Origin of the sequence: Paenarthrobacter sp. FR1, from assembly GCF_051106045.1 — a bacterium.
Lineage (GTDB): Bacteria > Actinomycetota > Actinomycetes > Actinomycetales > Micrococcaceae > Arthrobacter > Arthrobacter nitroguajacolicus_A.
Genome location: NZ_JBPFSF010000010.1, coordinates 31,910 through 54,082 on the forward strand (window position 1 = coordinate 31,910; position 22,173 = coordinate 54,082).

Here is a 22,173-nt window from a genome sequence, read left to right on the forward strand (position 1 = left end):
CATGGAGCTCAGCGAAGAGGACTTGCGCCTGGTCAACGCCCTGCAGATTTCGCCCCGGATCAGCTGGTCCGATGCCGGGGAAGTCTTGGGCGTCCATGCCACCACTCTGGCGTCGCGGTGGGAGCGGTTGAGGGGTGCAGGAGCTGCCTGGACCACCGCCCACCTCATGGGCGATCCGAAGGACATGTGCCTGGCCATGGTGGATATCGACTGCGAAATGCACCTCAGGCCAGATGTCACAGCCGCAGTGGCGGAACTCCCCGAAGTCATCACCGTGGAGGAAGCCGCCAGCAATCGTGATCTCACCCTGACGGTCATCACCCAGGACCTGGAGCAGTTCAGTACGCACTTGCTGCCGCAGCTCAAGGAAATCCGCGGGCTCACCAAGTACCACACAGCACTCTGCACACGCATCCATACGAGCGGTTTTGCGTGGCGGCTCAACGTTCTCAGCAAGGCCGAACAGCAGGCACTCCGGGCGCTCGCAGGTCCGGAATCGGCTAACCCCTCAGCGCCGGACGCGATCGTGGTCCCGCTCCCGGAAAGCCACTTGGCGCTGATACCTTTCCTCGCCCGGGACGGCCGCGCCACGGCGGCGGAAATTGCCCGGGCACTGGGCAGGAATCCTGCCACGGTCCAGCGCCAACTCGGGCGGGTCCTGAACAGTCGGATGTTGTCCTTCCGCTGCGAAATCGCCCAGCAGTTCTCCGGTTTCCCCATCACCGTGCAATGGTTCGCCAACGTTCCCGCCGGCCAGCACGAGGCCGCCGCCACGGAACTGAGGGCCATCCGGAACGTCCGCTTCTCCGCGTCCACCACGGGCCGGACCAACTTCACCATGATCATGTGGCTGAGGTCGCTGGCCGACGTCATGGAAATGGAGCTGACCATCCAGCAGCGGATTCCGGGCATCGAACTGGTGGAAAGCGTGGTCATGCTCAACACGGCCAAGCGCGTTGGGTGGATGCTGAACCCGGACTCCACGGCTACGGGAACAGTGGTGCCGCCCTACGGAGAGTTGCTGCCGGCTGGAATCTAGGCGTGCTTGGTTGCCCTTAAGACGGTGTCCAGAATCTTGGACTGCTCACCATCGGGTCCAGTGACGGTGCGCTCCCGGTCGGTCAGGACGTCCACGAACCACGGTTCGCGATCCAACCGGAGGGCGCCCGCCAGCTGCTCCGGGCTGAAGAACATGCCGGTGTCGTGGTGGTGGCTCCATGACGGCAGGCCGTGGGGGTGGTGCCCGACCACCAGCAGGGTCCCGCCCGGAGCAACCGCTGCTGCCGCCGAGGCCACGGAATCCCGCCACGGCAGGAGTGGGGAGTGCAGGAACTGTGCAGAGACCAGGTCGAACACCGGCTCAGGCGTCCACTCAGTGAGGTCCTGCTGCTGCCAGGTGATGCGGTCACCGTGGTTGGTTTCCGCTGCGTGCGCAGCGGCCCGTTCAAGCGCGACGGCGGACACGTCCATGGCGGTGACCGTCCAGCCCTGCTCGGCGAGCCACAGGGCGTCGGCGCCTTCGCCGCACCCCAGGTCCAAGGCGGTGCCGGGCTTCAAGCCGGCGGCCTCCGCGACGAGTTGGGGGTTTGGGTTACCGCTCCACACCTTGGGACGCTCCCGGTACATCCCGTCCCACATGTCCACGGCGTTGTCTGCGTCTTCGTGGAGGTTGAGCCCGCGCTGCTGCGCCCCTTCAGGGGTGTGTTGACCGTGCTGGTGAGTTACGCCGTCGTGCGTGTGTTCAGTCATAACACCAGCGTGCCGCGGGCGGGCTATCAGGGGCAATACCTGTTGCTGTTTCGGCAAATTTTCGGGCAGCAGCAGGGGTCTGGTTTTTCCAATCGATGGTGGTTAGCCTGAGGTTCACAGCGCCCCTGACGGTCTCGCGGCGCCTGAAATTGGGGGATTCATGGTGTTCCTGTTGCGAAAAATCAGTCTGAAGGCATGTCTGGCCGGAGCAGCGGCCGCGCTCATGGTGCTGGTGGCGGTGCCGCCGTCGCATGCGGTGTCCGACGCCGGTGCCACCCGCCTGCCGGCCGTCACCACGGCAGCCGTCCAAGGCAGCCCCAAGAAGATCGACATAGCCAATCCCCGCTTTGTGGAACGCAACAGGGATGGCTCCAAGCTCTTCGTGGCCAGTCCCGAAGGGCTGGTATCCGTCATCGATACCGCGCAGGAATCCGTGACCAAGAGCGTGCAGGTGGGGCCCGCCACGGCCATGTCGCTCAGCCCGAATGGACTAAAAGCCTTCCTTGCAACGGGGACTTCCGTCACGATCGTCGATACTTCGACGACGACCGTGGCGTCCGTCGTTGCGATGGGGGATGAGGTAGCCAGTATGGTGACCAGCCCTGGCGGAACGGCGCTGTACGTGGCGCTCAAGACCGCTGGCGTGAAGGTTGTCGATGTTGCCTCAGCCAAAGTGACAGCTCAGATAGCCGCGGGCAGCAACATCTCCAGACTGCTCGCCACGCCGGACGGGTCAAAGCTCTATGCCCTCAAGGGTGCGTCTGTAGCGGTCATTGACACCAGGACGAAAGCCGTCCTCAGCACCGGTCCGTTGACCGGGGATGACGGCACCATCTCGCCGGATGGAACGCGGTTGATCACGGTCTACGGGTGGGGGTTATCGGTTATTGACACCACCACAGATAAGGTTCTCGCTTCATTTTCAACGTTCCTGACGCCATCCCGGCCCGTTTTCAGCCCTGACGGCAAGCGTGCCTTCTTCGCGGACCACGGGCAGCCCTACTACCCGAAGCCGGGCGTGCGGGTCATCAACAATCCGATGCTGTCCCAAATCAACCTCGAAACCCTGATGGTCGGCCAGGCCACTCCGGACAGGCAGGACTACTTCCACACAGGCGACGTCACGGTCAGTCCGGACGGAACCCGGCTCTACAAGTCAGCTAGAACCAACATTCAGGTGTGGGGCGCCAGGTCAGCCGACTTCGACCTTCCACTCGTTGAAACCATCAAGTTCGACACCTATGTTTACGTCGCGGCGATGGCCCCGGACGGGTCCAAGCTCTACGCAGCAGCCTTTGATGCCAACGCCATTTGGGTGGTGGACACCTCGAGTCAGCCAAGGAACGTCTGGAAGGACTACAACTCCGACGCCACTACCGATCTGCTCGCGCGGGACACGTCGGGCACACTGTGGCTCTACCCCGGCGATGGGAGAAAGGGGTGGCTTCCAAGGTCAGCAGTGGGTTCAGGATGGAATGGCATGAACCTTATCCTTTCTGCCGGCGACTTCAACGGAGACACCAATGCTGATGTCCTTGCACGCGACGTTGCCGGGGACCTCTGGCTCTATCCCGGGAACGGCCGTTCAGGTTGGCTGCCGAGGATCAAAGTGGGCGTGGGCTGGAACGCCATGACCGCCGTCGTAACCCCCGGCGATTTCAACGGAGACGGCAAAGCGGACGTCCTGGCCCGTGACGCTGCCGGGGACCTCTGGCTCTACCCGGGCAACGGTGCCGGTGGCTGGCTTCCGCGCTCCAAGGCAGGAATCGGATGGAACCAGATGACGACGATTCTGGGGCCGGGGGAGTTCGGGGCTTCCGGAGGGGACATTATGGCCACAGACGCAGCCGGCACCATGTGGCTCTACGAAGGAAATGGCAACGGTGGGTGGCTGCCGCGCAAACAGATCGGTATCGGATGGAACGTCATGACGGCGATCGTGACCCCCGGCGACATCGACGGCGACGGGCTTCCCGATGTTCTGGCGCGCGATGCCAATGGAAACCTCAAGCTCTACCGCGGAACGGCGTCCGGCGGCCTGCAACCGGACCTGCAGGTGGGGGCCGGCTGGAACGTCATGACCGCCATCCTCTGACGCTGCTAGTTCGGCAGTGTCCAGCGTTGGGCGCCCGCCCCGGAGGCGCCGAGTTCATCAGCGGGATTCTGCAGCGTGCACGACTTCAAGCTCAGGCAGCCACAGCCAATGCACCCGTCGAGGTCGTTGCGCAGGTGTTGCAGCGCGGCGATCCGCTCATCAAGTTCCTTGCGCCACCGAAGAGACAACTTGGCCCAGTCATGCTTGGTGGGCGTCCGGCCGTCCGGCAAAGAGTCCAACGCCTCCCGGATGTCCTTGAGCGGCAGGCCCACCCGCTGCGACGTCTTGATGAACGCGACCCGCCGCAGGGTGTCGCGCCGGTACCGCCGCTGGTTGCCGGCCGTGCGCTCGGCTTCGATGAGCCCGTTGCGTTCGTAGAAATGAAGGGCCGACGGCGATACTCCACTGCGCTCGGACAGCTCACCGATGGTGAGGGGCCGGTGGGCGGCGACGTGCGTCATGGCTTTGCTCCAAGGCTGGGCGTGGTGGATTGACCTCAACATTAGTTGAGGTTCTAGGGTTGCGTCCATGACCTCTGACACCTCAACGGCCGGGATACTGAGCCGCCCATACCTGCTTGCCACCGTGGGGGCATGCGCACTCGTGTTCCTGAGCGCGTTCGAGTCCCTCGCGGTGACCACCATCATGCCGCTTGTGAGCCGCGACCTCGACGGAGCCAGCCTCTACGCGCTGGCCTTCGCAGGTCCGCTGGCTACTGGCGTGATGGGCATGGTGGCGGCCGGTAACTGGTCCGACCGTCGGGGTCCGGCGGCGCCGCTGTACTCCTCAGTGGTGCTGTTCGTCGCTGGCCTGCTGATCGCGGGCATGGCCGGAACCATGGAAATGCTGGTGCTGGGACGCCTGGTGCAGGGCCTTGGCGGCGGTGCCATGACTGTTGCACTGTATGTTCTGGTGGCACGCGTGTACCCGCCTGCGCTGCACCCCAAGATCTTCGCGGCCTTCGCCGCGTCCTGGGTGGTCCCTTCCTTGGTAGGCCCGTTCGCCGCAGGTGTCGTGGCCCAGCTGAGCAGTTGGCACTGGGTGTTCCTCGGTGTTGTGGGGCTGGTTGTTCCGGCGTTGCTCATGGTGGTGCCGGCCGTCCGGGGCATGGCGTCCGAACCCGCCACCGAATCCGTCCCGTGGGCCTTCGGGCGTATGGGGTGGGCGGCGTTGGCGGCCGTTGCCGTCCTTGGCCTGAACCTGTCCGCAGAGGTGCCGGGAGTGGGCGGGGTGATTGCCGTCGTCGCACTTGTCATTGCCTTGATCGCGGTGAAGCCGCTGGTTCCGCGGGGGACCCTCACCGCCCGGCGGGGTCTGCCCAGCGTCATCCTGGTCCGTGGGCTCGCCTCGGCCGCGTTCTTCGGAGCCGAGGTTTACCTGCCGTACTTGTTGACTGAGCGGTACTCGTTCACGCCGACGTTCGCCGGGCTGACGCTCACGGGTGCCGCGCTCGCGTGGGCCGGGGCCTCGGCCATCCAGGGGAAGCTGGGCGCCAAGCTGGCCGACGATCTCGCCGTGAAGATCGGCGCCTTGCTGGTATTGGTGGCTGTGGTCTCGACGCTGGTAACAGCGGCCCTGGCCCTGCCCGCGGCTGTGGCTATTGGCGGCTGGATCCTGGCCGGTGGCGGCATGGGGCTCATGTACCCGCGGCTGAGCGTCATGACCCTGGCCCTGTCCACGCCCGAGAACCAGGGGTTCAACAGCGCGGCCATGTCCATCTCGGACTCCCTCGGCGGCGCATTGTCCCTCGCCGCGACGGGACTCGTCTTCGCGGCCTTCACGACGACGAACTCGTTTGCGGGCGTCTTCGCACTGACCGCTGTCATCGCCGTCGCCGGGGTTCTGATCGCGCCGAGGGTCGCCACCCGCGCTGGCGCATCCGAAACCCGCGACGCCGAACCCGAGCTCTCGCACCACGCCTGACCAGTTGTGGGGCCCGCTTTGCGCGCTTCGCGAGCCCGGAGACGCGCAAAGCGGGCCCCACAACGCATGCCTGACCTGCCCCGATGCAGGTCTCTGCCCCGATCACTGCTAGACTGGAAACACTTGATGTGCGGTGACGCCCTGAAGCAGGCGGCCTGAAAGGCTGCGCGACGGGGCATTTTTCATGTGAGAGGCACATCCTGCGTCGATGAACGCGTTCTATTTGGTCCCGGCCACCGCTGCTGCAGCGAATCGGTAGACCACCTGACTTTTCCTCGGCGAACCCCTGGCCCAACCGGCGTCGGGGGCCGATGTCCGCAATTGGACACCGCCCGAAAGACATGAAGTTTATGACTACTTTTGCTGCCCTTGGCACGCCCAAGGCCATTGCTGATTCCCTCGCCGCAGACGGCATCGAAGAGGCATTCCCCATCCAGGTGAAGACCCTCCCTGACACCCTCGCAGGCCGCGACGTCCTGGGCCGTGGCCGCACCGGCTCCGGCAAGACCATCGCTTTCGCCATCCCGCTCGTGGCCCGCTTGGCCGAGCGCGAAGCAAAGCACTTCCGCAAGCCGGGCCGCCCCATGGGCCTGGTCCTTGCGCCGACGCGTGAACTGGCAACCCAGATCAACGCCACCATCGAGCCGCTGGCCAAGGCCATGGGCCTGAACACCACGGTCATCTACGGCGGCATCTCCCAGGCACGCCAGGAAAAGGCGCTGCGCGCCGGCGTCGACATCGTCATCGCCTGCCCGGGCCGCCTGGAAGACCTGATCCGCCAGCGCATCCTGACCCTCGAAGCCGTTGAGGTCACTGTGCTGGACGAGGCCGACCACATGGCAGACCTCGGCTTCCTCCCGGTGGTCAAGAAGCTCATGGACATGACCCCCACCCAGGGTCAGCGCCTGCTCTTCTCCGCGACGTTGGACAACGGTGTTGACAAGCTGGTCAACCGTTACCTGTCCAACCCGCTGACGCACTCCGTGGACGATCCCCAGGCCGCTGTCACCACCATGGAACACCACGTCCTGGTGGTCAACGACCAGACCGTCAAGAAGCAGCTCATCGTTGAACTGGCCTCCGGAGCCGGCCGCCGCGTCCTGTTCATGCGGACAAAGCACCACGCCCGCAAGCTTGCCAAGACCCTCACGGACGCCGGCATCCCCGCCGTCGACCTCCACGGCAACCTGTCGCAGAACGCCCGCGACCGCAACCTTGCCGAGTTCTCCAACGGTGACGTCCGCGTCCTGGTGGCTACCGACGTCGCAGCCCGCGGCGTGCACGTTGACGACGTCGAACTGGTTATCCACGTGGACCCGCCCACAGAGCACAAGGCATACCTGCACCGCTCAGGCCGTACAGCCCGCGCAGGTTCCGATGGCACCGTGGTCACCCTGACGCTCCCCGAGCAGCAGAGCGACGTCAAGAAGCTCATGAAAGCTGCCGGCGTTGACGTTTCGTTCGAGCGCGTCACTGCCAACTCGCCGTTGGTTGCCGACCTCGTTGGCGACATCGCCGACAAGGTTGATCCCCGCACCCGTGCAGCCCTCCTCGCGGCGAAAGCCCCGCAGGGTGGCGGCACGTCCACCGGCGCCAACGCCCAGCGCAAGCGTGCACGGCGTTCCACGCAGGCTGCTCCCACGGCCGGCGGCCGTGGTGGTCGCAACGGACGTGGCAAGGTCGCGGCTGAGCCGGTTCGCACCGACGTCAACCGCGCCGAGCGTCGCGCAGCAATGAACGACGACGTCGCCCGCAGCTCACGTGGCCGCGGCAAGTCCGGTGCCACTCACAGCAACGACGTGCCCGGCTCGCAGGGCCAGAACGGCCGCAGTGGTCGTCCGGCCACTGGACAGCGCTCAGCTTCGGCTCCGCGCACGCCATCCACCACCTCGACGCGTACCGGCGGAAACAAGGCCGTATGGTCCTCCGCTACGGGCGCTACGTCCGGTGGATCATACGGTTCGGGTTCCGGCAACTCCGGTCGCGGTGGATCCGGCGCAGGCCGTCCGGCACGCAGCGGTCCCCGCCGCGCGTCGGCTCCCGCGTCAAACGAGCGCCGCGGCCGCTAACCTCCCGTTGTGAGGCCCGCTTTACGCGCTTTCCGGAAGGAATGGAGCGCAGAGCAGGCCCCGCAACTCCAGGTGCTACCAGCCCCGCGCGCGCCACTCCTCAAGGTGTGGCCGCTCGGCTCCGAGGGTCGTGGGCAATCCATGGCCCGGGTGCACCAGGGTATCGTCCGGATAGGCGTCGAACAGTCGTTCCGACACGTCGTTCAACAGAGAAGTGAAGCGTGCAGGATCTTTCTGTGTGTTGCCGACGCCTCCCGGAAACAGCGAGTCTCCACTGAAAATGTGGGCCGGCCCGTCCGGATCCTGGTACACGAAGGCGATCGAGCCAGGGGTGTGTCCACGCAGGTGGACCGCCGTGAGCTCGATGTCGTCGAAGCGCTCAACGTCGCCGTGACCAAGCCGGACGTCCACCGGAACCGGCAACGCATCGGCGTCGTCCGCTCCTGCTGACGTGGTGGCCCCGGTGACTTCCACCAGCTCCGCCAGCGCACGGACGTGGTCCCAGTGCTGGTGGGTGGTGGCGATCCTGACCAGCTTGGTGGGATTGCTCGAATCGCCGGCGGACTCCGAGAGAAGCTGCTGGATGGCCGGAAGGTCGTCAGCGGCATCGAACAACACCTGCGCACCCGTGGACTTTGACGTCAACAGGTACACGTTGTTGTTCATCTCGCTGACCGAAATGCTGCGAATGGTGACGTCACGTAGTGAGTGAATAAGCGAATCCATGCGTTCAGCCTACGTTCTTGGCTTCGCGGCCCTGCGAGACCCAGTTGGGGTCGGCGGAGCGTGAACCCACGACGGCGGCAGCGGCTTGGTGGAGCACCTCAAGTTGTGCTGGCCCCAGTTGCAGGGACAGCGCCCCCAGGTTCTCGTCGATCCGGTGCGTCTTGCGCGTGCCGGGGATGGGGACTACCGAAATCCCGAGGCGCTGACCTTGGGCGAACAGCCAAGCCAGGGCTACCTGGGCAGGAGTTGCATCCAGCTCACTGGCTACCTCGCGAACTGCGGCCACCACGGCTTGGTTTGCATCAAGTGCCTCGTCGCCAAAACGGGGGATCTTATGGCGGAAGTCATTTTCGCCAAGGTCGCCCGCGCTGACGGTTCCGGTGAGGAACCCGCGGCCCAGCGGCGAATACGGCACAAACCCTACGCCAAGCTCCTTGGCTGCAGGAACAACGTTGAGTTCAACATCCCTGCTCCAGATTGACCATTCACTCTGGACCGCGGCAATGGGATGGACGGCGTTGGCCTGCCTAAGCTCCTCGGCTGTCACTTCAGACAAGCCGAGGTGCCGGACCTTGCCCTCACGGACCAGCTCCGCCATGGCCTCCACGGTTTCCACTATCGGAACGCGGAGGTCGCGGCGGTGCAGGTAGTAGAGGTCAATCACGTCAGCGTCCAGGCGGCGGAGGCTCGCTTCCGCTGCTTGCCTGACGTAGGGCGCATCCCCGCGGACTCCCGTGTATCCGTCCGCGGGGTTGCCCTCAATTCCAAACTTCGTGGCTACCTGGATCTCGTCGCGGCGCTCTTTCAGGAGCCTGCCCACGAGTTCCTCGTTGCTGCCGGCGCCGTACACATCTGCGGTGTCGATGAACGTGATGCCCGCGTCCACCGCATGCCTGAGCGTGGTCAGGCCTTCTGCTGGGTCGATCCCGCCATAGACCGGGGTCAGGGCCATTCCGCCGAAACCGAGGGGGCTGACCGTGAGGCCATCTCCGAGCTGAACTGCAGTCATGAACGTCTCCAATGCGTGTTTGGGTGCTCTTGAAGGCGTGAACCCGATGGCGCGCTGGGGTATTCCTGCGTGGCGTGCGTGGCGTGGCCGATTCGATGGATCGCTGCGTACCGTGCCGTGCGAGCGGCATGGTCTGCAGCGATCCATCGAAATGGAGCGCAGGGACCCGCCGCTATTCGGTCTTGGCTACGGGTTTCTCTGCGGGCAACGCCTTCAAACCGGCGGCACAGCCCACGATTCCGGCGATGAAGAGGAGTTTCAGCGGGCTCGCCGATTCCACGCCCGTGATCATGGCCCAACCAACAGTCAGGGCCGCACCGATACCCACCCATACCGCGTAAGCAGTACCGAGGGGGATGCGCTTCACTGCGATACCCAGTCCCAGCATGCTCAATACTGCGGTGACCGCGAAGACCAGTGTGGGCATGAGTTGCGTGAAGCCATTGGAGAGCCCCAAAGCGGTGGCCCACACGGCTTCGAGGAGCGCCGACGCCAGGAGGATGGCCCAGAAGATTCCGTTACCGGTGTTCTTAGTGTTCGTTGTCATGGCTATGCCACCACCTTCAGGCCGACCACGCACGCCCCGATGCCGGCAAGCAGAAGCAGCCGGGCCGTCGTCGCACGTTCAACTTTGGTGACCATCGCGTACGTCGCAGTCAGCACTACGCCGACTCCAACCCACACGGCGTAGGCCGTGCCCGTGGGGATGGATTGCATGGCGATTGCCAGCCCGCCCATGCTGGCGATCACGGATACCAGGAAAACCACTGTGGGGACGGGTTTACGGAAGCCCTTGGAACGATGCAGAGCTGCGGCCCAAACGGCTTCGAGTGCTCCGGAAAGAATGAGAATTATCCACGACATGACATTTCCTTTGGCCAGTCTTGTCGCGTGCCGGGTACTGAACCGTCGTCCGGAGGTTCCAGAGGGGAACCTTCATTTCAGGCTAGCAACTCCCGCGCGGGGTGGCCACTTCTGGTGGTTAACGTCACCAACTCAGGCGTGAGTGGGTTCCACGTGGTCGATTGAGATCACTGCAACAAAACCGCGGCCGGAGATCTCGGGGCTGCGGGTGTCCGAGCCGACCACGGCGTCGTACCGTGACAACTCAACAGGTTCCCCGGGGCTGGTTGGGGAGACGCCGCCGTCGGACTTTTCCTCAGCAGCCGACTCTTCCTCGACTGCGGCGCCAGGCGCAACAGTCGCCTTTCCCTCCAGCAGGATGGCAAGTTGGCCTTCGAAAACGGGGTGCGCGCGCTTTTTGGAGATCTCAACGATGGACGTGTAGCCCTTGAAGGCGCCTGCGCGGGCGATGACGTTCAAGTCCCGGATGTCCCCTGTGGGAAGCGTGGCCGACGATGCGGCCTCGCCGGAGAACCGGAACGGACGGTATTTCTCCAGCGGATGCTCAGAGCCGTCCACGGTGAGGAGTAACAGTTCGCCGTCGATGATGGTGATGACCCGCTCCATGCCCGGGAAGGTGGAGAATTCTCCGGCTTTGGAGACGTCGGCGATGCTGACACGCCAATCCCATGCGCCGTCCTGCGCCGACGCGGCCTTGGGATGGCTGGCGAGTTCGCGGGTCACCCCGCCCCCGTTGCGCCACGGTTCGGGATGGATGTCGGCAAAGCGGATGATCTCCATCCGACCAGCCTAGTGGTGGACGCCGCTTCTGCGTTGGCAACGTGGCTTGCTAACGTCATATGTGGAAAACGTTGTTCGGGTAGTGAGGGAGGGGCTGGATGTTCGTCAAAGTGTGCGGCTTGAGCACGCCCGAATCAGTGCGTGAGGCCGTCGACGCCGGTGCGGACGCCGTCGGTTTCGTCCTCACCACCAGCCCCCGGGAGGTCAGCCCCGACCAGGTTCGCATCCTGCTCCCGCTGGTGCCCGCCGGGGTTCGTGCCGTGGGTGTTTTCCGGCATGAAGCCGCCGCCGATGCCGTGGTTGTGGCGCGGGTCGCTGGGCTTGGGTGGGTGCAGTTGCACGGACACCGGACCGCTGACGACGTCAAAACAGTGCACGACGCCGGGATGCGGCTTATCCGGGCCGTCACCATGGGTGCCTCCCTGGACGAGTTCGCGGATCTGGGTGAAGACGTGTTCCTGATCGACGCCGCAGTGCCGGGGTCGGGAGAGTCCTGGGACTACGCCTCTGTGCGGGAGAAGGGGCTCGACAACCGGGAGTGGCTGCTCGCCGGTGGCCTGGAACCCGGCAATGTGGCCTTCGCCGCAGCCGCTGCCGGGGCTTGGGGAGTGGACGTTTCCTCCGGCGTCGAGTCCTCGCGGGGTGTGAAGGACCTGGCCAAGATCCGCGCGTTCGTCCAAGCCGCCAAAGCCTGACCCTCTCTCACGTCCCGTTGGTTTTGTGGCGGCCCTTTCTCACGTCCCGTCGGTTTTGTGGCGGCCCTCTCTCACGTCCCGTTGGTTTTGTGGCGGCCCTCTCTCACGTCCCGTTGGTTTTGTGGCGGCCCTCTCTCACGTCCCGTATCCGGGTGCCCGCCGTTTGGTTTTCTGAGACAGCTTGATGGGAGACGGTGTATCGGATGGCCACGCCCAGAGAAGTGATGTGAGAGAGGGGTGGTGGGGACTGGTGGGGATGTGAGAGAGGGTTGGTGGGGACTGATGGTGATGTGAGAGAGGGTTGGTGGGGATGTGAGAGAGGGTTGGTGGAAACGTGCGATTTAGTGAGAGAGCGTCGGGCTGTCAGCGGCACCCCATAGAATCGCTCCCAACAGCACGATTCGCCCGAAACCACGGAATCCATGGAATCCACCGAACCACGGAAACCACCGAAACCATGGAATCAACCGAAACCACGGAAACCACGGAAAACAGGAGTCAAGCAATGAGCACGGAACAGTACACCCTGACCATGACCCGCGAGTTTGACGCACCCCGCGAGACGGTTTTCGAAGCGTGGATGAACCCGGATCTGCTCACGCAGTGGTTTGGGCCGGCAGACATGGACGCTCCCCGGGACAAGATCATCATCGAGCCCCGGGTGGGTGGAGTGTGGCAGGTGGTGATGGGGTGGACCGACGAGAATGGCCGGCAGGAAGCGCCGATCGAGGCCGTCATCAAGGAGTTGGACGCTCCCGCCCTTCTGGTGTCCACCGCGAAGGCCGCACCTGACGCCGATCACGAGTTTGAAGAGATGCGCCTCGAATTCGAAGATCTCAACGGCCGCACGCGCATGCATCTGACGCAGAGCCCGTTCGCTTCAGAGGACTGGGTTGAGATGACGCGCGATGGCTGGGGAACATCGTTCGACAAGCTGGACGCCCTCCTGGCCTAAGCCTGTGGCCGCGCAACGCGTGTAAGTCAGGGAAGATTCAGGGCAGACCCTTAGGCTTTCTGTCAGACCCACAAGGGAGAATGAAGACTATGAAAACGATCCTTAACGTCATCTGGCTTGTCTTCGGTGGGTTCTGGTTGGCCTTGGGTTACTTCGCGGCCGGCATCATCTGCTGCGTGCTCATCGTGACCATCCCTTGGGGCATCGCTTCGTTCCGGATCGGCGCGTACTGCTTGTGGCCCTTCGGCCGGATGGTGGTCGAGAAGCCGGGCGGCACGGGCGTGTTCGCGCTCTTGGGTAACGTCATTTGGTTGCTGGTGGCCGGAATTTGGATTGCCATCGGCCACGTGGTCACGGCGTTTGCCATGGCGATCACCATCATTGGCATCCCGTTGGCCATCGCCAACCTGAAGCTGATTCCGGTTTCGCTCATGCCGCTGGGCAAGCAGATCGTGCCTACCAACCAGCCGTTCGTCAGCACGTACCGCTAGGACGCAGCAACCACTCCGGTGCGCAGATTGAAAAGGAACGTCCGCTCCACACGCACGCTTCCGCCGTCGGCCTCCGCCGCGAAGGTAAGTTTCAGCGCACCGTGCTCCAGGTCCGACGCCGTGATGGTGTAGGTCGGCGTGAAGTAGAGTGCATGCTCGCCGGGCAGTAGGTCCGCGGGTGGGAAATCGCCCGCGTTCTGGTGCGGTCCGAGAAGTACGACGCCGGTAGCCGGCTCAGTGCCTGCGTTGCGGACGCGCCCGGTGAAGGCGAGGATGTCCCCGGCTTTGTAGCCCGGGATGATGGGTCCGTAGTTGAGGTCCTGGGCTTCCCGGGTGCCGAGAACCTGGTCACCGGCGTAGCCCTGCCCGATTTCCTTCCATGTTTGGACATCCCATTGACCGTGGCTGTTGGACGGGATCACGTGGAACTCTCCGGCGTTTTGCCACACCGTGGGCCTGCCTGGGGTTACGGAGCGCAGCTCCATGTCGAAGACCAGGCCCGTGGGCCCGGGAGCAACCAGAGGCTGCGCGGAAAGCTGCCCTGTCAGCTGCTCGGCCGGGATCGAAGCAAACACGATCTCCGTGTAACCCTGCCGTTCGTAGAGCACTCCGATGTTCCCGTCGGGGAGCCGTGTCACCGTCGAATAGGCCGAGCTTCCCGGGCAGACGAGCAGCTTTGACGGCCAGGTGGCGCCGTTGTTGGGGGAGAGGCTCAGCACGGTGTTACGACGCAGATGAGGGTCCTGGTTGTTGCTCGCGAGAAGCCAGGATGTAGTCTCCGGCGCTGCGAACGCAACATGCGGCACTCCGTCGAAGCGCGTCAGGGATCCGTTGTCGCTGGGATCGGGCAGGTCCGGAACAGGCTGCAACGGGCTCCACGTTTGGCCGCCGTCCTCGGACACGGCGGCCAATCGGCACGGTGTGCCCCTCGAATGCAGGAGCAACCGGCCATCGTCCAAGCACGCCACTTTGTTCTCGTTTGGCCCCACCCCTGAGGTGCCCGGACCGATCAGCTCGCCCAACTGCCACGTCTCGCCGTGGTCATCGCTGAACGCCGAAGCGGCCATGATGGCACCATCCACCAGCAGCACATACTGTTGCACCAGCCGGCCCTCAAATGGTCCGGTGTGGATGTGAATGCCCTGTCCGGCGGCGGCGAAGAGGCCGGTGATTCCGCCGGTCTTGAGCTGTGGGGTGAGCCGGCGGTGCTGCCAGGTGTCGCCGTCGTCGTCGGAGAAGCTGACGTCCGCATGCTGCACGTCGTTGTCCGGCTCCAATCCGGCAACGGCCTCGAAGAAGCCTGCGTGGGTCCCGGCTGCGTGGAACATAAAGATGCGGCCGGTGTCGGCGTCAACCAGCAGGCTTGGATCGCCGAAGCCGTGGAGTCCCGCACCGGTACGCACAAGCTGCTGCGGCTCCCAGGTGATCCCGTTGTCGTAGCTGCGACGAAGCAGGAGGTCGATGGGGTTGGGAAGGTCGTCCAAGTTGGGCCGTCCGTCATAGGCAGCCAGGATTGTTCCCCGCATGGTGACGGCCAAGGCTGGGATGCGGTACTGCCGGTAACCGCCCACGCCGCGCGCCGCCAGGACGTGTTCCACATCGGGGACGGCAAGGGGAACGGCAGAGTGGGAGGAACCCAAGAGGTAGGAGGTCACACCTCTATGCTAGCTGGCCGCCAACACCCCCCGATAGGCACCGTCCTGCACAAGAGCAATTGCGGAACCTGCGTCCAGCTCCGCTGCCATGACGACATCGTCCGCATAGCCGGCGTCGATCAGTTCCCGGCCGCTGGAACATCCCCGCAAAACGGCCGCAAGATGAGGTTCCGCAGCGTCAAACGCCGCAGCAGCAGCTGCCGCCTCCGGGGAAAAGTTGTGACGCCCGGCCGCCGCGAGGCCGGCAATGAACGCGCCGGCTCCAAGTTCGTCCTCCAGTGCCGGGCGCAGGCTACCGTTGCCCCACTTCTCACCCGCGGCGATGACGGCAATAACGGCACCATGAGGCAGTGTGGCGTGCACCCAGTCTGCCGTGGCAGCGGCGTTGCGCAGTGAAACCGCGACCACCTGACGGGCTGAACCGGCCAATTCATGGCTGATGGTGGACCCGTTGGGGGAGGGCAGAACCACCCGCTCAAGTACCGGCGCAGCACGGAGGCTCACGGGCGACAAGCTCAGCCCTTCCGAGCCCCGCGGTCCGGCCAGCGAGGCACGATGGTGGGCCGCGAATTCACTCGCCCCCGCATCCCTCAATGGATACGGAAACACCACCGCCCCGCGATCCACGGCAACGCTCACGCACGTGGTGAATGAGAGGACATCAACCACCACCGCAAGGTCAGCGCCCGGCACCACCGCCCGGGCGCCGTCGAGCCCCCATTCGAACCGGACCGAGTACGGGAGCTGCCTCTGCGGCGCCCCGGGTTCGCTGAGGACACCGCTCACGCGAGTTCGCCGGCAAGGTTGCGGCGGGCGGCGTCGAGCCACAGAGCCTTGGCGCGTTCGCCATGGAACAGTGGGTCCAGGCCCAGCAAATGACGCACGACGGCGGCGCGCCCCTTCGCGAAGTCGTCGTCGCTGACGTGGGCGTAGTCTTCGCGGACGGCGGCCAGATACCGCGCGTAGGACTGCTCGTCACCTCCCAGCACGGAGAGGTCAGCGTCGCAGAGGAGGGCCCCGGCGTGGTCACCTGGCTCGGGACTATGGGTGGCCGTGAGCCGCACCAAGCGGGCTACTTCGGCTACGTCTGCGGGAGCCAAACCGGCAGCCGTGAGCCGGTTCTCTGCCAGTTGTGCGGACTCTTCCTCGTCCTGTCCGGCCACTCCTTCATACACGGCGTCGTGGAACCAGGCCGCCAGGGCAACGGTCCGTGCGGGCAGGGCGGGTTCGGTCAGGATGTCCAGGGCTTCCACTACAGCCAAGAGATGCGTGCGGCTGTGGTACTTCCTGCCATCTTCACCCCAGCGTTCCAGCAGCTCGAGGCCTAATTCCTCGTGCCCGGGATAGGTGCTGTTCCAGCGTTCCATTAACGGGACAGTCAGGGCCTTGCTCCGTTCCCGAGCAGGGATCCGGAGCCCGCTGGCGATGAGTTTGCGGACCAGGATACGGGCTTCCACGGGGATGGCGCCGGCGAGGACAAGGTCGTCGTAGCGGCGTTCCGGGACATCATAGTGGTCTCCGTCGAAGGCCCTCTCCGGTACTCCGGCAGCGGCCGCGAAGGCGTGCAGCTCGTCCAGCGACGTGTCCGAAACGAGGTGCGAAAACACGGTTCCGTGCGCTGGCCACAAAGGGGGATCGACGTAGATGGCCATGGCCAAAGTGTAGTCCCGGACGATCCTTCCCAGTTGCCGGCCATCGGGACGTCTACCGCCGTGCTGCCGCCCCGGAAACCCGGGCTTCACTGCCCGCGCTGTCCACGGCAACTGGGAAGGAGTGTGGGGAAACTCAGCGCTCCGCCGGCAGGATGTTCTGGTTGCCGCGGAACACGTTGTCAGGATCGAACTCGCCTTTTACCAAGGACAGCCGGCGGTAGTTCTGCTCTCCGTAGGCGGCCATGATCCTGTCCTGGCCCTCGTCGCCGATGAAGTTCAGCCACACGCCGCCCGTGGTGTAGGGGGCGATGTCCTGGCGGAACTGCTTGACCCAGGCTTTGGCTTCCTGCCCGCCCTCCCGGGTCTCCGACAAGCCGAACGGGTGGCTGACCCATGCTGCGCCGCGGTGCTGTAACGGAGTGTTCGCGGCAGCAGGTCCGGAAACGGCTCCGCCCCACCGCGCCACCAACTGTTGCGAGTGGGCTCCGGGAAGCCGGTGGGCAGAGTCCACCAGAAGGTCCAGCGCGTCATCGTTGAGCTCATCGTGGTAGTCGGCGCTCCAATAGTTGTAATGGTCTGGAGGGTCGTCGATCATGCACTGGAAATCCGCGTATCCCATGGGCGAGACCAGATCCACGGAGGGGCCAAGGTCGCGGAACGGCTTCGCGTGCTCTTCGCCGGCCTCCACATCACCCGCGTAAAGGTAGGCCATGCCGACAGCGAGCTTTCCCACCATGTCCTCCGGGACGAACTCTTCCGGCGGAGCGGTGAGGTACACGAGGGCTGTTCCGACGGCGTCGGGAGCTTCCAATGCGATCCCGCGGAAGGCACGGGAGAGCTCCGCCGCGTCGTCTCCGGGGAACAACATGAGTCCGGCCATGATGGTGGGCCCGAGATCGTGCAATTGGAACGTCAAGGAGGTGGCGACGCCGAAGTTTCCGCCCCCGCCGTGGAGGGCCCAGAACAGCTCCGGATTCTCATCCCGGCTTGCGGTGACCCGGTCGCCGGCGGCCGTGACCAGGTCAACGGAGAGGAGGTTGTCGCACGCGAAACCGTAGGAACGCTCCAGCCACCCCGAGCCGCCGCCCAGGGTGAATCCCGAGACTCCCGTGGTGGAGGCGCGCCCACCCGTGACGGCCAGTCCATACTGTTGGGTGGCGCGGTCGAACTCGCCCCAGGTGAGTCCGGCGCCGGCCGTGGCGGTCTTTGCCTCCGGATCCACGCTGATGGACTTCATGGGGCGGACATCAACCACCAGGCCGTCGTCATTGGTGGACATGCCGGCCACCGAGTGCCCGCCGGACCTTACTGCCACGTCCAGATTGTGGTTGTGGGCGTAGCTGAGGGCCTCGGCAACCTCCCCGGGATCAGAACATTTGGCGATGACAGCCGGCCTGCGATCGATCATCGCGTTGAAGAGTTTCCGGGCCTCGTGGTAGTTCGGGCTGTCCGGACGAATCCATTCCATGGGACGCTCCTTCGCGCCTAAGACTCTCCCCTAGATCAGGGTACGGCTCCACCTTCCCGGGGACCATGGGTAGCGCAAAGAAGTACGACGGCGGGCGCACCCCTCCGCGGCCGGCGCACCACTGCGTACGGTCGCGTCTGGCGGGACCGGGCGCGGCTGGTCCTGAGGGAGTCACATTTCGTCTGCGGATCATTCGATGCCAATAAACCGCATTTACGGAACTACAATCATTCCATGCCGCAAATACGAATTTCAGAAGCCGCTCGCTTCCTGGGTGTCAGTGACGACACCGTAAGGCGTTGGACGGAAAATGGGACGCTGACCGCGCAGAAGGACGGAGCGGGCCGGCTTGCCGTGGACGGGCTGGAACTGGCCACGCTTGCCCGCGACCAATCCCACCTCCCGGACGACCCCTCCCGATCCGGAAGTTCGGCGCGGAACCGCTTCGTCGGCCTGGTTACGGGAATCACCGCGGACAAAGTCATGGCCCAGGTGGAGCTTCAATGTGGCCCGTTTCGGGTGGTGTCGCTCATGAGCAGTGAAGCCGTCAGGGAGCTGGGACTGGAACTCGGCTCAGTGGCCACCGCCGTGGTCAAGGCCACCACCGTCATCATCGAAACACCGCAGGGAAAGAGCATCATATGAGGACCCTTCACCTGAAGACGAGCATTGTGGGCATCTCCGTGGCGGTGGGCTTGGCCGGCGTCCTCGCTGCTTGCGGCACCACGGCCCCCGCCGCGGCACCATCGGGCACCAGCGGCAGCGCCCAGTTGAGCGGGACAGTGACCGTCTTTGCCGCAGCCTCGCTCAAGGCCACCTTCACCCAACTGGCCAAGGATTTTGAAGCCAAGAACCCCGGCACCAAGGTCGCGCTGAGCTTCGCAGGCTCCTCGGACCTGGTCACGCAGATCAGCCAAGGTGCCCCAGCCGACGTTTTCGCTTCCGCCGACACCAAGAACATGACCAAGCTGGCCGACGCCAAACTCGTGGAGGGTACCGCGACAAATTTCGCCACGAACGTCCTGGAGATTGCCGTCCCACCCAGCAACCCGGCGTCGATCTCTTCCCTTGCGGACCTCGCCAAGCCAGGCGTCAAAGTAGTCACCTGCGCCAGCCAGGTCCCCTGCGGCGCGGCAACGGACACGGTTGAGAAGGCCAGCGGCATCTCCTTGACCCCGGTCAGCGAGGAATCCTCGGTGACCGATGTCCTCGGCAAGGTCACCTCGGGCGAGGCCGATGCTGGCCTGGTCTACGTCACGGACGTGAAGGGGGCCGGCGACAACGTCAAGGGCATCCCCTTCCCGGAGTCGGACAGGGCCGTGAACGTCTATCCCATCGCCACGGTCGGTACCAGCAAGAACAAGGAACTGGCGGCGGCGTTCATCGCGGCGGTCACCAGCGAGGCTGGCAGCCAGGTCCTCAGCGACGCTGGTTTTGGCGCACCGTAGGACGTCCATGAACAGGCAGAGCACCTCCGGCTACCACGGCATCCCGCGATGGGTCTATGCCGTGGCGGTCGTGGGCGGCCTCTTGGTGATTCTTCCATTGGTGGCGATGGTGGCGAAGGTCAACTGGCCGCAATTCATTCCCCTCATCACGTCCGAATCCTCGGTGGCCGCGTTGGGCCTGAGCCTGCGAACCTCCGCGGCCAGCACAATCCTCTGCATTGTGCTGGGCGTTCCGCTGGCGCTGGTTCTTGCCCGCGGCGAGTTCCCCGGACAGCGGCTCCTCCGCTCGTTGGTCCTGTTGCCGCTGGTGCTGCCACCCGTCGTCGGCGGTATTGCGCTGCTGTATACGTTCGGGCGCCAAGGCCTCCTGGGGAAGTCCCTGGAGTTGGCGGGTATCCAGATCGCGTTTTCCACAACTGCCGTCATCCTCGCGCAGACCTTCGTGGCCTTGCCGTTCCTGGTGGTCAGTTTGGAGGGTGCCCTGCGATCGGCCGGAAACAGGTACGAGGCCGTCGCGGCGACCCTCGGTGCGCGACCCACCACCGTGCTTCGCCGCGTGACGCTCCCGCTGGTACTGCCAGGGCTGGCGTCGGGCGCCGTGTTGTCCTTTGCCCGCAGCCTGGGGGAATTTGGCGCCACCCTGACGTTCGCGGGCAGCCTGGAGGGAGTTACTCGGACCCTTCCGCTGGAGATCTACCTGCAGCGTGAGAGTGATGCTGACGCCGCCGTCGCACTGTCCCTGGTACTGGTGGCGGTCGCCGTGGCCGTGGTGGGGCTCAGTTATGGTCGCCGACGCAACAGTGCGGAGGTCCAGGCATGAGCTTCGAGCTGCGGGCCAGCCTCCGTGCCCGGAACTTCGACGTGTCGCTCAGCCTCGCTGACGGTGAGACCGTGGCCATTCTCGGTCCCAACGGCGCGGGCAAGTCCACGCTGCTGGGTGTGATCGCCGGGCTGCTCCGGCCGGATTCCGGCACGGCGAAAATCGGAGGGAGACCGCTGTTCAACCTCGACGGCGGGACTCGCCTGTGGAGCGCGCCGCACCTGCGTGGCACGGCTTTGCTGGCCCAGGAGGCGCTGCTGTTTCCGCACCTGAATGCCCTGGACAACGTGGCGTTTGGTCCGCGCAGTGCCGGTGTTTCGAAAGCGGCCGCGCGGGAGTCGGCAGGTCATTGGCTGGCCGAAGTTGACGCACTGCCCCTGGCGCACCGCAAGCCATCCCAGCTCTCCGGCGGGCAGGCTCAGCGCGTTGCCGTGGCTCGTGCCCTGGCGGCCCAACCGGAATTGCTGCTCCTCGATGAACCTATGGCAGCCCTCGACATCCATGCAGCACCGTTGCTCCGCCGTGTCCTCAAACGGGTGCTCAAGGACCGGAAGGCCATCATCGTCACGCACGATGTCTTGGATGCCTACATGCTCGCGGACCGCGTGATCGTGGTGGAGCAGGGCCGGATTGCCGAGGCCGGACCCACCCGTCAGGTCCTGGAGCGCCCCCGGAGCCAGTTCGCCGCCGGACTGGCGGGGCTCAACCTCGTCACGGGGGTCATCTCGGGCGAGGGAATAACGACGCCGGATGGCCGGGTTTTCGCCGGCCAGCACGATCCTGAGTGGTCACCTGTGTCCGGCCAGGCGGGCGTGGCCGCGTTCCCGCCGTCGGCTGTTTCCGTCTTCCTGGGCGATGTGCACGGAAGCCCGCGGAATTCCTTCGCGGCGACCGTTACGGACCTTGAACCGCACGGCGACCAGATCCGGGTGCGTGCCAGCACGGGTTCATCGGCACCGGCCCTCTCCGCCGACATCACGCCCGCGGCATCGGCCGATCTTGGCCTTGTTCCCGGGATGGACGTGCGGTTCGTGGTCAAGGCAGCGCTGGTGTCGGTCTACCCGGCCTGACGCCTACTCGCGGTACATCCGCTCGGCGTACGACCGTCCGTAGTAGTCCTCGAGGTCTGCCAGCGGGGTTTCGGGCTGCGTGTAGGCCTGGGCGAGCTTTGCGATGCTGGGCAGGTCGCCGGGGTTCCACGTCTCGGGCTGCCACAGCCCACTGCGCATGAAGGCCTTGCCGCAGTGCGTGAACACTTCCTCCACGGAAACCACCACAGCTGCGCGCGGACGGTGCCCCTTGACCACCATGAGTTCGAAGAAGTCGGCATCGCGGACAATACGTGCCGTGCCGTTGATCCTCAGTGTGTCCGTGCGTCCGGGGACCACCGAGAGGATGCCGACATTCGGGTTCTCCAGGATGTTGCGGAAGCCGAACGCGAGTTTGTTGCCGGGCCGTTCGGGGATGGCGATGGTGTGGTCGTCAAGGACTTGGATGAAGCCGGCCGGGTCCCCCTTGGGCGAGGCGTCCACGTGACCCTGCGCGTCCGTCGTCGAGATCACGCAAAAGGGGCTCGCTGCCAGCCATTGCCGGTCGAAATCACTGAGCGAGTTCCGCACCTTTCGGCGCACGCGGTCCAGGGGAAGGCCGATCAGTTCTTCAAGTTCGTCCACGGTGGAGATTGAGTCCATGGCCCCAGCCTAAGCTGCGTTGCTACCCGGCAGCTCTGGACACTGGTTTCGCCGTGGGCAAACATGGAACACAGTGGGCCAAA

23 protein-coding genes and 1 riboswitch are annotated in these 22,173 nt (G+C 64.9%); of the genes, 11 read left to right on the top strand and 12 right to left on the bottom strand.

Features of this window, described 5'->3' with window-relative positions:
- Position 1 precedes the first annotated feature (1 nt).
- Positions 2-1,039, top strand: coding sequence for an Lrp/AsnC family transcriptional regulator (locus tag ACR30Z_RS17790; protein WP_434373923.1), 1,038 nt, complete (start codon positions 2-4; stop codon positions 1,037-1,039).
- Here the strand turns inward: ACR30Z_RS17790 and ACR30Z_RS17795 are convergent.
- Complete coding sequence (locus tag ACR30Z_RS17795; RefSeq protein WP_434373924.1) at positions 1,036-1,749, bottom strand: SAM-dependent methyltransferase; 714 nt, start codon at positions 1,747-1,749, stop codon at positions 1,036-1,038. The two genes, ACR30Z_RS17790 and ACR30Z_RS17795, sit on opposite strands and share 4 nt — an antisense overlap.
- Positions 1,750-1,921: 172 nt before the next feature.
- Between ACR30Z_RS17795 and ACR30Z_RS17800 the strand changes: the two genes are divergently transcribed.
- A complete protein-coding gene (locus ACR30Z_RS17800) occupies positions 1,922-3,844 on the top strand; it encodes an FG-GAP-like repeat-containing protein (protein WP_434373925.1) in 1,923 nt (640 codons plus the stop codon).
- 5 nt (positions 3,845-3,849) lie between these two features.
- Here ACR30Z_RS17800 and soxR read toward each other — a convergent pair whose 3' ends face one another.
- A complete protein-coding gene (soxR, locus tag ACR30Z_RS17805; RefSeq protein ID WP_434373927.1) occupies positions 3,850-4,374 on the bottom strand; it encodes a redox-sensitive transcriptional activator SoxR in 525 nt (174 codons plus the stop codon).
- Here soxR and ACR30Z_RS17810 point away from each other — a divergent pair.
- Both ACR30Z_RS17810 and ACR30Z_RS17815 read left to right on the top strand, forming a co-directional pair.
- Positions 4,373-5,767 carry an MFS transporter gene (locus tag ACR30Z_RS17810; protein ID WP_434373928.1) on the top strand — a complete coding sequence of 465 codons (1,395 nt, stop codon included), beginning with the start codon at positions 4,373-4,375 and terminating at the stop codon, positions 5,765-5,767. The two genes, soxR and ACR30Z_RS17810, sit on opposite strands and share 2 nt — an antisense overlap.
- A gap of 350 nt (positions 5,768-6,117) precedes the next feature.
- On the top strand, positions 6,118-7,836 hold the full coding sequence (locus ACR30Z_RS17815; protein ID WP_434373929.1) for a DEAD/DEAH box helicase: 1,719 nt from the start codon (positions 6,118-6,120) through the stop codon (positions 7,834-7,836).
- A gap of 75 nt (positions 7,837-7,911) precedes the next feature.
- Here ACR30Z_RS17815 and ACR30Z_RS17820 read toward each other — a convergent pair whose 3' ends face one another.
- The 5 genes from ACR30Z_RS17820 to ACR30Z_RS17840 all read right to left on the bottom strand — a co-directional run bounded on the left by ACR30Z_RS17820 (position 7,912) and on the right by ACR30Z_RS17840 (position 11,215).
- Complete coding sequence (locus tag ACR30Z_RS17820) at positions 7,912-8,562, bottom strand: MBL fold metallo-hydrolase (protein ID WP_434373930.1); 651 nt, start codon at positions 8,560-8,562, stop codon at positions 7,912-7,914.
- Between the two features lie 4 nt (positions 8,563-8,566).
- Complete coding sequence (locus ACR30Z_RS17825; protein ID WP_434373931.1) at positions 8,567-9,571, bottom strand: aldo/keto reductase; 1,005 nt, start codon at positions 9,569-9,571, stop codon at positions 8,567-8,569.
- Between the two features lie 172 nt (positions 9,572-9,743).
- Positions 9,744-10,118, bottom strand: a complete 375-nt coding sequence (locus tag ACR30Z_RS17830; RefSeq protein WP_434373932.1) for a DMT family transporter — start codon at positions 10,116-10,118, stop codon at positions 9,744-9,746.
- A 2-nt stretch (positions 10,119-10,120) separates the two neighbouring features.
- Positions 10,121-10,435 (bottom strand): DMT family transporter, encoded by a 315-nt coding sequence (locus ACR30Z_RS17835; protein ID WP_091552225.1) that lies wholly within the window; start codon positions 10,433-10,435, stop codon positions 10,121-10,123.
- A gap of 9 nt (positions 10,436-10,444) precedes the next feature.
- Positions 10,445-10,510: riboswitch (guanidine-III (ykkC-III) riboswitch) on the bottom strand.
- A gap of 57 nt (positions 10,511-10,567) precedes the next feature.
- Positions 10,568-11,215: a HutD/Ves family protein gene (locus tag ACR30Z_RS17840; protein WP_434373933.1), complete on the bottom strand. Its 648-nt coding sequence runs from the start codon at positions 11,213-11,215 to the stop codon at positions 10,568-10,570.
- Between the two features lie 98 nt (positions 11,216-11,313).
- Here ACR30Z_RS17840 and ACR30Z_RS17845 point away from each other — a divergent pair, with 98 nt between their 5' ends.
- The 3 genes from ACR30Z_RS17845 to ACR30Z_RS17855 all read left to right on the top strand — a co-directional run bounded on the left by ACR30Z_RS17845 (position 11,314) and on the right by ACR30Z_RS17855 (position 13,356).
- Entirely contained in the window at positions 11,314-11,910 is a 597-nt protein-coding gene (locus ACR30Z_RS17845) for a phosphoribosylanthranilate isomerase (protein ID WP_434373934.1), read from the top strand.
- Positions 11,911-12,415: 505 nt separating this feature from the next.
- Entirely contained in the window at positions 12,416-12,865 is a 450-nt protein-coding gene (locus ACR30Z_RS17850) for an SRPBCC family protein (RefSeq protein WP_434373936.1), read from the top strand.
- Positions 12,866-12,954: 89 nt separating this feature from the next.
- The gene (locus ACR30Z_RS17855; RefSeq protein ID WP_018778312.1) at positions 12,955-13,356 is read left to right on the top strand and encodes a YccF domain-containing protein; all 402 of its coding nucleotides are present in this window, start codon (positions 12,955-12,957) and stop codon (positions 13,354-13,356) included.
- Here the strand turns inward: ACR30Z_RS17855 and ACR30Z_RS17860 are convergent.
- The 4 genes from ACR30Z_RS17860 to ACR30Z_RS17875 form a co-directional block, all read right to left on the bottom strand.
- Positions 13,353-15,011 carry a sialidase family protein gene (locus tag ACR30Z_RS17860; RefSeq protein WP_434373938.1) on the bottom strand — a complete coding sequence of 553 codons (1,659 nt, stop codon included), beginning with the start codon at positions 15,009-15,011 and terminating at the stop codon, positions 13,353-13,355. The two genes, ACR30Z_RS17855 and ACR30Z_RS17860, sit on opposite strands and share 4 nt — an antisense overlap.
- 9 nt (positions 15,012-15,020) lie before the next feature.
- A complete protein-coding gene (locus ACR30Z_RS17865; protein WP_434373940.1) occupies positions 15,021-15,797 on the bottom strand; it encodes a 2-phosphosulfolactate phosphatase in 777 nt (258 codons plus the stop codon).
- Positions 15,794-16,663, bottom strand: a complete 870-nt coding sequence (locus ACR30Z_RS17870) for a DUF4031 domain-containing protein (RefSeq protein ID WP_434373942.1) — start codon at positions 16,661-16,663, stop codon at positions 15,794-15,796. Before ACR30Z_RS17870 ends, ACR30Z_RS17865 begins: the two co-directional genes overlap by 4 nt.
- 133 nt (positions 16,664-16,796) lie before the next feature.
- A complete protein-coding gene (locus tag ACR30Z_RS17875) occupies positions 16,797-18,131 on the bottom strand; it encodes an FAD-binding oxidoreductase (protein ID WP_434373944.1) in 1,335 nt (444 codons plus the stop codon).
- A 234-nt stretch (positions 18,132-18,365) separates the two neighbouring features.
- Here ACR30Z_RS17875 and ACR30Z_RS17880 point away from each other — a divergent pair, with 234 nt between their 5' ends.
- Genes ACR30Z_RS17880 through ACR30Z_RS17895 form a run of 4 tightly spaced genes read left to right on the top strand, consistent with a single transcriptional unit; the run spans position 18,366 to position 21,469 of the window.
- Entirely contained in the window at positions 18,366-18,776 is a 411-nt protein-coding gene (locus tag ACR30Z_RS17880) for a TOBE domain-containing protein (protein WP_090823153.1), read from the top strand.
- Positions 18,773-19,579, top strand: coding sequence for a molybdate ABC transporter substrate-binding protein (modA, locus tag ACR30Z_RS17885; protein ID WP_434373945.1), 807 nt, complete (start codon positions 18,773-18,775; stop codon positions 19,577-19,579). The genes ACR30Z_RS17880 and modA overlap by 4 nt, the downstream gene beginning before the upstream one ends.
- A gap of 7 nt (positions 19,580-19,586) precedes the next feature.
- A complete protein-coding gene (locus tag ACR30Z_RS17890; RefSeq protein ID WP_434373946.1) occupies positions 19,587-20,399 on the top strand; it encodes an ABC transporter permease in 813 nt (270 codons plus the stop codon).
- Positions 20,396-21,469, top strand: coding sequence for a sulfate/molybdate ABC transporter ATP-binding protein (locus tag ACR30Z_RS17895; RefSeq protein WP_434373948.1), 1,074 nt, complete (start codon positions 20,396-20,398; stop codon positions 21,467-21,469). The genes ACR30Z_RS17890 and ACR30Z_RS17895 overlap by 4 nt, the downstream gene beginning before the upstream one ends.
- Before the next feature lie 3 nt (positions 21,470-21,472).
- Here ACR30Z_RS17895 and ACR30Z_RS17900 read toward each other — a convergent pair whose 3' ends face one another.
- Complete coding sequence (locus ACR30Z_RS17900) at positions 21,473-22,090, bottom strand: pyridoxamine 5'-phosphate oxidase family protein (protein WP_434373950.1); 618 nt, start codon at positions 22,088-22,090, stop codon at positions 21,473-21,475.
- Positions 22,091-22,173: the final 83 nt, after the last annotated feature.

What these genes read in the sequence shown, in the direction of transcription:
- ACR30Z_RS17795 (WP_434373924.1), bottom strand. Translation starts at nt 1,749, where the DNA reads ATGACTGAACACACGCACGACGGCGTAACTCACCAGCACGGTCAACAC.
- ACR30Z_RS17880 (WP_090823153.1), top strand. Translation starts at nt 18,366, where the DNA reads ATGCCGCAAATACGAATTTCAGAAGCCGCTCGCTTCCTGGGTGTCAGT.
- ACR30Z_RS17830 (WP_434373932.1), bottom strand. Translation starts at nt 10,118, where the DNA reads ATGACAACGAACACTAAGAACACCGGTAACGGAATCTTCTGGGCCATC.
- ACR30Z_RS17810 (WP_434373928.1), top strand. Translation starts at nt 4,373, where the DNA reads ATGACCTCTGACACCTCAACGGCCGGGATACTGAGCCGCCCATACCTG.
- ACR30Z_RS17815 (WP_434373929.1), top strand. Translation starts at nt 6,118, where the DNA reads ATGACTACTTTTGCTGCCCTTGGCACGCCCAAGGCCATTGCTGATTCC.
- ACR30Z_RS17900 (WP_434373950.1), bottom strand. Translation starts at nt 22,090, where the DNA reads ATGGACTCAATCTCCACCGTGGACGAACTTGAAGAACTGATCGGCCTT.
- ACR30Z_RS17825 (WP_434373931.1), bottom strand. Translation starts at nt 9,571, where the DNA reads ATGACTGCAGTTCAGCTCGGAGATGGCCTCACGGTCAGCCCCCTCGGT.
- ACR30Z_RS17790 (WP_434373923.1), top strand. Translation starts at nt 2, where the DNA reads ATGGAGCTCAGCGAAGAGGACTTGCGCCTGGTCAACGCCCTGCAGATT.
- ACR30Z_RS17855 (WP_018778312.1), top strand. Translation starts at nt 12,955, where the DNA reads ATGAAAACGATCCTTAACGTCATCTGGCTTGTCTTCGGTGGGTTCTGG.
- ACR30Z_RS17875 (WP_434373944.1), bottom strand. Translation starts at nt 18,131, where the DNA reads ATGGAATGGATTCGTCCGGACAGCCCGAACTACCACGAGGCCCGGAAA.
- ACR30Z_RS17840 (WP_434373933.1), bottom strand. Translation starts at nt 11,215, where the DNA reads ATGGAGATCATCCGCTTTGCCGACATCCATCCCGAACCGTGGCGCAAC.
- ACR30Z_RS17845 (WP_434373934.1), top strand. Translation starts at nt 11,314, where the DNA reads ATGTTCGTCAAAGTGTGCGGCTTGAGCACGCCCGAATCAGTGCGTGAG.
- ACR30Z_RS17890 (WP_434373946.1), top strand. Translation starts at nt 19,587, where the DNA reads ATGAACAGGCAGAGCACCTCCGGCTACCACGGCATCCCGCGATGGGTC.
- ACR30Z_RS17820 (WP_434373930.1), bottom strand. Translation starts at nt 8,562, where the DNA reads ATGGATTCGCTTATTCACTCACTACGTGACGTCACCATTCGCAGCATT.
- ACR30Z_RS17835 (WP_091552225.1), bottom strand. Translation starts at nt 10,435, where the DNA reads ATGTCGTGGATAATTCTCATTCTTTCCGGAGCACTCGAAGCCGTTTGG.
- ACR30Z_RS17850 (WP_434373936.1), top strand. Translation starts at nt 12,416, where the DNA reads ATGAGCACGGAACAGTACACCCTGACCATGACCCGCGAGTTTGACGCA.
- modA (WP_434373945.1), top strand. Translation starts at nt 18,773, where the DNA reads ATGAGGACCCTTCACCTGAAGACGAGCATTGTGGGCATCTCCGTGGCG.
- soxR (WP_434373927.1), bottom strand. Translation starts at nt 4,374, where the DNA reads ATGGACGCAACCCTAGAACCTCAACTAATGTTGAGGTCAATCCACCAC.
- ACR30Z_RS17870 (WP_434373942.1), bottom strand. Translation starts at nt 16,663, where the DNA reads ATGGCCATCTACGTCGATCCCCCTTTGTGGCCAGCGCACGGAACCGTG.
- ACR30Z_RS17895 (WP_434373948.1), top strand. Translation starts at nt 20,396, where the DNA reads ATGAGCTTCGAGCTGCGGGCCAGCCTCCGTGCCCGGAACTTCGACGTG.